Origin of the sequence: Rhodopseudomonas infernalis, assembly GCF_022271405.1 — a bacterium.
GTDB classification, from domain to species: Bacteria; Pseudomonadota; Alphaproteobacteria; order Rhizobiales; family Xanthobacteraceae; genus Rhodopseudomonas; species Rhodopseudomonas infernalis.
In genome coordinates, this window is record NZ_JAJNAL010000023.1 from 78155 (window position 1) to 86201 (window position 8047).

General features: G+C 67.9%; 6 protein-coding genes. 3 read left to right on the forward strand and 3 right to left on the reverse strand.

All coding sequences use genetic code 11. The features are described from left to right. Positions 1-177: 177 nt before the first annotated feature. The gene (locus LPW26_RS16220) at positions 178-2184 is read left to right on the forward strand and encodes an OmpA family protein (protein WP_238736469.1); all 2007 of its coding nucleotides are present in this window, start codon (positions 178-180) and stop codon (positions 2182-2184) included. Positions 2185-2299: 115 nt separating this feature from the next. On the opposite strand, the gene LPW26_RS16225 is transcribed toward LPW26_RS16220, so the two are convergent. Both LPW26_RS16225 and acs read right to left on the reverse strand, forming a co-directional pair. Beyond that, positions 2300-2830, reverse strand: coding sequence for a L,D-transpeptidase (locus LPW26_RS16225; RefSeq protein WP_238736471.1), 531 nt, complete (start codon positions 2828-2830; stop codon positions 2300-2302). A gap of 377 nt (positions 2831-3207) precedes the next feature. Then, entirely contained in the window at positions 3208-5166 is a 1959-nt protein-coding gene (acs, locus tag LPW26_RS16230) for an acetate--CoA ligase (protein ID WP_238736472.1), read from the reverse strand. 152 nt (positions 5167-5318) lie between these two features. Between acs and LPW26_RS16235 the strand changes: the two genes are divergently transcribed. Then, positions 5319-5879 carry a DUF2059 domain-containing protein gene (locus LPW26_RS16235; RefSeq protein WP_238736474.1) on the forward strand — a complete coding sequence of 187 codons (561 nt, stop codon included), beginning with the start codon at positions 5319-5321 and terminating at the stop codon, positions 5877-5879. A gap of 96 nt (positions 5880-5975) precedes the next feature. Next, on the forward strand, positions 5976-7046 hold the full coding sequence (locus LPW26_RS16240) for a DNA topoisomerase IB (RefSeq protein WP_406677719.1): 1071 nt from the start codon (positions 5976-5978) through the stop codon (positions 7044-7046). A gap of 195 nt (positions 7047-7241) precedes the next feature. On the opposite strand, the gene LPW26_RS16245 is transcribed toward LPW26_RS16240, so the two are convergent. Next, complete coding sequence (locus LPW26_RS16245) at positions 7242-7904, reverse strand: class I SAM-dependent methyltransferase (RefSeq protein ID WP_238736477.1); 663 nt, start codon at positions 7902-7904, stop codon at positions 7242-7244. Between the last annotated feature and the right edge of the window lie 143 nt (positions 7905-8047).

The following is an 8047-nucleotide window of genomic DNA, read 5'->3' on the forward strand; positions in this document are numbered from 1 at the left end:
GTGCTGAATGCGCGATGAATAGCCGCCTACCGCGCGGCCGCAGCAAAAGAAATAATTAGCAGCACGATGCAGCGCATTGCCACAATCCGGCCCAACGCATCGTCGTTCATCACACCGCGAACCGGTTCCGCGTCGAGGAACGCAGAGTTCGCCGCTTAGGATTAGCAAGGAATTACGATGAGAAAACTGCAATTCGCCTTGCTCGCCACCACGGCCATTGCGGCATGGCATGTCGCGAGCGTGCCGGCGCAGGCTGGCGATGCACCGATCATCCTGGCTCAGGCCGCCCCCGCGCCCGAAAAGGGCGAGGAGCGCAAGGGCCCGCCGCCCGGCGAGCGCAAGGGTCCGCCGCCGGGCGCCGCTCCGGCGCCGCGCGCCGAGCCGCCCGCAGCCCCTCGCGCCGAACCGCCGCGTCCTGCCGCCCCCGCGCCCCGGGCTGAGCCGCCGGCCCCCCGCGCCGAGCCACCGGCGCCGCCGCGTGCTGCGCCTCCGCCGCCTGCCGCCGAGAAGGCTGCTCCGCCGCGTCCGCCGGCAGCCGAACGACCGACTCCGCCGGTCGAGCGCGCCGCGCCTCCGGCTGGCGAAAAAGCCGCGCCCCGCGGAGAGCCGCCGGCACCTCGGCCGACGCCGCCCGCCGAGCGGGAACGTACGGCTCCGCCGGCCGACAAGGGTGGGCCAGGCGCTCCGCCGCGTCCGGTCCCGCCGCCGCCTGCCGATAAGGGCACGCCGCCCGCGGCCGCGCCGCAGCGGTCTGCTCCGCCTGCCGACAAGGGCGCGCCTCCCGCCGCTGCGCCGCAGCGTCCGGTCCCCCCGGCCGACAAGGGCGCGCCGCCGCCGCGTGCGACCCCGCCTGCCGGCCAGATCGGCACGCCGCCGGCGGCCGGCTCGCCGCCTGCTGCCGGACCGTCGCCCCGCGAAGGCCTGAGGGGTGCGCCAACGCCGCCACCGGCCGCCACGCCGCCCGCCGGCACTCCTCCCGCCGGCGGTCAGATCGGTGCGCCTCCGGCGGCCCAGACTCCGCCGCCGCCCGCACCGGGCGCCGCCACACCTCCGCCTGCTCCGGGCACCGCGGCTCCGCCGGCGGGTGCGCCGGGTCAGCCGCCGGGCACACTCGGCCCGCGCGGCGCGGGTGGCTTGCCGCCCGGTGCGCCGATCGGCCGGACGCCACCGCCGTCGGTGACGGCGCCGATTCCGGCGGCCCCGCCGCCGCCCCAGGCGCTCGCTCCGATCGCCCCGGGCACGATGGCGCCCGGCCCGCGTAACCTCAGTGACTTCCGCAGCCAGCGCCGCGAAACCACCGAGGGCGGCCGCACCGTCATCACCGAGCCCGGCCGTGTCATCGTGCGCGATCCGAGCGGGCAGGAGTTCATCCGCCACAACGAGGTGGATCGCTTCCGCTATGGCGCACGCGACATCCGCACCGAGCAGGTCCGCGGTGGCGGCTCCCGCACCATCGTGGTGCGGCCCGACGGCACCGAGATCATCAACGTCACCGGTGACGACGGACAACTCATGCGCCGCATCCGCCGCGATCGCGACGGCCGCGAGATCGTCATCATCGACAACAGCTTCGGTCCGCGCGACCGGGCCAATTTCTACGTCGACCTGCCGCCGCCCGTGATTCGCATCCCGCGCGACCGCTACATCGTCGACTACGAGGACGCCTCGCCCGAGGTGATTTACGACACGCTCGAAGCGCCGCCGGTCGAGCGGATCGAACGCCGCTACACCATGGACGAAATCCGCTACAGCCCGGCGGTGCGTCAGCGGATGCCGTCGATCGACCTCAACACCATCACGTTCGAGACCGGGTCGTGGGACATCCCGCAGGATCAGGCCGCGAAGCTGCAGGTGATCGCCGACGGTCTGAATCGGGCCATCCAGCGCAACCCGCGCGAGGTGTTCCTGATCGAAGGCCACACCGATGCGGTCGGCAACGACACCGATAACCTGTCGCTGTCGGATCGTCGCGCCGAATCGGCCGCCGCGCTGCTGACCCAGCAGTTCGGCGTCCCGGCCGAGAACCTGACCTCGCAGGGCTACGGCGAGCAGTATCTGAAGGTGAAGACGGATGGTCCGGAGCGGCAGAACCGCCGCGTCACGGTCCGCCGCATCACCCCGCTGCTCAACGGTGGCCAGGCCTCGCTGCCCCCGCCGCCCCCCGGCACCGCGCCGCCGCGCTGAGCCTGAGCACGACAACAAACGAACAAGCCGCGCTCCGAAACGGGCGCGGCTTTTTCATTACGGTGATTGGACCTCCCCGAGGGAGACGGTGCAGCGTGCGGAATGGCCGAGGCGCTCAGCGCGTGACCACCACCTGGGTGCCGACCGAGACGCGCTGGTACAGGTCGGTGATGTCGTCGTTGAGCATCCGGATGCAGCCATAGGAGACGAAGCCGCCGACCGAATTGGGCCGGTTGGTGCCGTGAATGGCATATTCGCCGCCCCCAGCCAGCGTCAGCGCCGCAACGCCCATCGGATTTTCGGGGGTGCCGCCCGGGATGACGGCGGGGATCTGCGGATTGTCGCGCTTGACGTCGGCCGGCGGCGCCCAGGCCGGGTTGCGATACTTGCCGTCGATCTTTGTGACGCCTTCCCAGCGCTTGCCGGCCTTGCCGACGCCGACCGGATAGCGCACCGCGTGACCCGGCTCGACCACAAGATACAGTTTTCGCTCGTTGGTCTTCACCACGATGGTGCCGGGCGCATAGTCACCGCGGAAGGCCACCACGTCGGGCCGGGCCTCGGCGCCGGGCGCCGTCAGCACGCAGGCAGCCGCCAAGGCCGCAACGGCGCCGAGCATCTTCACCGAACGACATCCAAAATACATTCGTGTCTCTCCAGTTTCCCTCTGCCGGTCCGTGTCCGACACGGCCACTCGCGCGTCGCGAGTGTGGCGCCGCGTGGTAACCGACCAATTGGTGTCGGACTCGAAAATGGGATCGGACGATCCCTACAAAGAAAATCTGCGCGGTAAAGTAAATGACGCGGAAACAACACTGGCTCGCAAAGTACGCGTGTGAGCGGGCTCACACAGGGTGTTGAACCGGCGTGATCATCGCCTGAGGCGGGCCAGCCGGATTGTCGCCGGCGGGACTAATCGCCGTGCCGCTGGATCACCAGCGTCCGGTGATCGCGGCGAGGCCCACGCAAAAGCCCCGCCGCGGGGGCGGGGCTTGCACGGTGCTGCTGCCGGTCAGCTGGCGATCAGCTGACCTTGTCCTTGAGGTGCTTGTTCTGGCGGTTGCCGACAAGGTCGTCGACCACCGACGGATCGGCCAGCGTCGAGGTGTCGCCGAGCGACGACGGCTCGTCTTCGGCGATCTTGCGCAGGATGCGGCGCATGATCTTGCCCGAGCGGGTCTTGGGCAGTCCAGGCGCGAACTGGATCAGGTCCGGCGAGGCGATCGGGCCGATGTCCTTGCGGACCCATGCGACCAGCTCCTTGCGCAGTTCCTCGGTCGGCTCCTCGTCGGCCATCAGCGTCACATAGGCGTAGATGCCCTGGCCCTTGATGTCGTGCGGATAGCCGACCACCGCGGCTTCCGACACCTTGGGATGCGCCACCAGCGAGGATTCGACCTCGGCGGTGCCCATGCGGTGGCCGGAGACGTTGATGACGTCGTCGACCCGGCCGGTGATCCAGTAATAGCCGTCGGCGTCGCGGCGGCAGCCGTCGCCGGTGAAGTACTTGCCCTTGTAGGCCGAGAAGTAGGTCTGCTCGAACCGGGCGTGATCGCCATAGACGGTGCGCATCTGGCCCGGCCAGGACCGCGCCAGACACAGGTTGCCGGTGCATTCGCCTTCCAGCACCACGCCTTCCGGATCGAGAATCTCCGGCACCACGCCGAAGAACGGACGTGTCGCCGAACCGGGCTTGAGCCTGGTGGCGCCCGGCAGCGGCGTGATCAGGATGCCGCCGGTCTCGGTCTGCCACCAGGTGTCGACGATCGGGCAGCGGTCGTCGCCGACGACGCGGTGATACCACTCCCAGGCTTCCGGATTGATCGGCTCGCCGACCGAGCCGAGCAGCCGCAGCGAGGCGCGCGAGGTCCTCTTCACCGGCTCATCGCCGCTCTGCATCAGGGCGCGGATCGCGGTCGGCGCGGTGTAGAAGATGTTGACCTTGTGCTTGTCGATCACGTCCCAGAACCGCGAATTGGTCGGGTAGTTCGGCACGCCCTCGAACATCAGCGTGGTGGCGCCGTTGGCGAGCGGGCCGTACAGAATGTAGCTGTGGCCGGTGACCCAGCCGACGTCGGCGGTGCACCAGTAGATGTCGCCGTCGTGATAATCGAACACATATTGGTGCGTCATCGAGGCGAACACGAGGTAGCCGCCCGAAGTGTGCAGCACGCCCTTGGGCTGCCCGGTCGAGCCCGACGTGTAGAGGATGAACAGCGGATCTTCCGCGTGCATGTGCTCGATCGGGCACTCGGTGGTCACCATCTCGGCGGCCTCGTGGTACCAGAAGTCGCGCACGTCATCCATGTCGACCGGCGAGCCGGTGCGCTTCACCACCATCACCCAGTCGACGCCGTCGCACTTCTTCAGCGCCGCATCGACATTGGCCTTCAGCGGCACCTTGCGGCCGCCGCGCAGGCCTTCGTCGGCGGTGATGACGATCTTCGACTGGCAGTCGTTGATGCGGCCGGCGAGACTGTCCGGCGAGAAGCCGGCGAACACCACCGAATGGATCGCGCCGATCCGCGCGCAGGCCAGCATCGCGAACGCGGCCTCGGGGATCATCGGCAGATAGATGGTGACGCGGTCGCCCTTGCCGACATTGCGGTTACGCAGGATGTTGGCGAACTTGCAGACCTCGTCGTGCAGTTCGCGATAGGTGATGCTGCGCGACTGCGAGGGATCGTCGCCTTCCCAGATGATCGCGACCTGATCGCCGCGGGTGGCGAGATGGCGATCGATGCAATTGTGAGCGACGTTGAGGACGCCGTCCTCGAACCATTTGATCGAAACATTGCCGGGCGCGAACGACGAATTGTCGATCTTGTGCGGCGCCTTGATCCAGTCGACGCGCTTGGCCTCGTCGGCCCAGAAGCCGTTCGGGTCATTCACCGAACGGTCATACATCTCGCGATATTTCGCGTCGTCGATGAAAGCTCGGCTCGCCCATTCCGAGGGCACGTCGTAAATCTTCTCGGACATCAAATCCTCCACTATGCTACCGCCAACGGTGCGGCAGACGCTCTTCATGTTGGTTTGTTGAGGCGATTATGCGTTGTTGCTTTCCGGACCGGCAAGCGGAATGCAATGCCACTTTTGTCTGGTGGCGCCGGACGATCAAGTGAGTTTGTTCGATGGCTTCGGGATATTTGATCCAAACCGCAAGCGCGCGCACGGCACCTTCGCCATGGCATCGGCCCGCGGTGCTGCTGCTGGCAATGGTGGCGTGGCTGTTGGCCGCATTCGCCAGCCTGCCGGCTCGTGCCGACGATCAGCCATCGCCCGAAGCGAAGACGCTGGCGCACGAATTGGTCGAGACCATTCGTCTGGCCGACCAGTTCAAGGCGCTGCTGCCAGCCGTGCTGGCCAGCCTGAAGCCGAGCATCGTGCAGGGCCGGCCCGAGGTCGCCCGCGATTATGACGCGATCGTTCCGGTGCTGTCGAAGGGCTTCGAGGCGAGGCTCGGCGAACTGATCGACGCCGTGACGCTGATCTACGCGAAGAACTTCACGCCCGACGAGATGCGCAGCCTGCTGGCATTCTACCGCACCCCGACCGGCACCAAGCTGCTCGACAAGACGCCCTCGCTGACGCAGCAGACCATGGCGGCCGGCCAGGCGTTCGGCCGTTCGGTCGGGTCGGATCTGCAGAAGCAGATCATCGAGGAACTGCGCAAGAAGGGCCATAACATCTAGGCCACCGCATCCCTGCAGGCATGACCATGGGCGTGAGGAACATCGCGCCGTGGCCGGCATTATCGCCGGCCACACCAGAGGTCGTGCAAGGTCATGATGGACCAGCAGAATTTCGAGACGTCCGAGAATCGCGCGGATGCTGCCGTTGCGGTCGAGGTGCTGGCCAAGGATCTCGGGCTCACCTTGGGCGAACCCGAACAGCTGACGCTGCGCCGCATCCGGCGCGGCAAGCGTTTCCAGTATCTGCGACCCGACGGCTCGCCGGTGAAGCAGCAGCACGTCATCAGCAGGCTCAACGCGTTGGCGATGCCGCCGGCCTATGAGGATGTCCGCTACGCGGCGGACCCGGCGTCGCATCTGCAGGCGGTCGGCCGCGATGCCGCGGGGCGGCTGCAATATCGTTATCATTCCGATTGGGAGAAGGTCCGCGAGACCCGCAAGGCGCATCGGCTGGCGCAGCTGGTCGGCGCCCTGCCGCGGATCCGCCGGGCCGTCACCAAGCATTTGTCCGGCGACGAGCCGACCCGCGAATTCGCGCTGGCGGCGGTGATCGAACTGATCGCCCGGACCGCGATCCGGCCGGGCAGCGAATCCTACGCGCGGCTCAACGGCACGCGCGGAGCCGCGACGCTGCTCAAGTCGAACGTGGCGATCGACGACGATTGCGTGATCCTGTCGTTCAAGGCCAAGGGCGGCAAGGCGGTGCGCAAGGAGTGCGGCGCGGCACGGCTCGTGCGGGCGGTCGAGATCCTGCGCAAGCTGAAGGGCAAGCGGCTGTTTCTATATGTCGGCCAGGACGGCGCCGTGCATGCGGTCAGCGCCACGCAGGTCAACGTGTTCCTGCGCGAGATCGCCGGCATCAAGATTTCGCTGAAGGATTTTCGCACGCTGATGGCCTCGGCCGTGGTGCTGGAATCGCTGGCCCGGATCGAGCCCGCCACCAGCGCCACCGGTCGTCGCAAGCAGGTGCTGAACGCGCTGCGTGAAGCCGCCGACGAACTCGCCAACACGCCCGCGATCTGCCGCAAGAGCTACGTCCACGCCACCATCGTCACCGCGTTCGAGGACGGCATCCTCGAGCGCTTCGCCGCGACGCTGAAGGGGACGCGCTCTCAGACCAAGCGCGAGCAATTGCTGGCGCAGGTGGTGACGGCCGCGGCGGCGTAGCTGGTCTGGGCGAATCGAAATTCGCGGATAGCGCATGGCGCCCCCACACCGCCCACCGTCATCGCCCGGCTTGTCCGAGCGACCCAGTATTCCAGAGCATTGCTGATAAGTCATTACTAACAAGCAGCGTTCTGGAATACTGGGCCCTCCGCTTTCGCGGAGGGTGACGGTTTGTGGTTGGGGCGCCGCCGCGCGCTACTTCAGCGTCCACACGCCCGTCGCCTTGATCTCTGCATCCTCCAGCTCGCGCGTCACCGGCACGCTGTAGGTCGCGAGCTGCATGAGCTTATCCTTCGGCAAGTAATAACGCCCCGGATCGCCGATCAGCACGCGCGCGCCCTGCGCGGCGCGGCTTTGCAGGAACGCGAAGGCCAATCCGGCAATGTCCTGCTGATAGAAGATGTCGCCGGCCAGCACCGCCTGCGCTGGCAGCGGATGCGGGCCGCCGAGGAGGTCGTCGCCGCTGATATCCAGCGCCACGCCGTTCGCCGATGCGTTGAGGGCGATCGCCTGCCGGGCGAAGTCGTCGATGTCGAACGCAGTGACGCGGCGTGCGCCGGCCTTCATCGCGGCGATCGCCACCAGGCCGGAGCCCGAGGCGAGATCGATCACTTCTTTGCCGGCGACGCTGTCCGGATGATCGAGCACGTAGCGCGCCAACGCCTGTCCGCCCGCCCAGGCGAACGCCCAGAACGGCGGCGGCAACCCGGCCTCGCCGAGCTCCTCCTCGGTCTTGCTCCATAACGGCAGCGCTTCGTCGGCGACATGCAGCGACACCTCGGGCACCAGCGGCACCGGGCGAAGACGTGTATTACCGTAGATGAAGGCGACCGGATCGGCGACGGCGGAGCTGCTCATCGCGCGGTGATGCGGGAGGTAGGGGGCAAAGTAAAGGTTGAAGGATAGGCGGTGGAGCAACAAGGCGACCACACCACACCACGTCATGGGCCCCCGGGGGGGGGGGGGGGCGGGGGGGGGGGCGGGGGGGGGGGGGGGGTGGG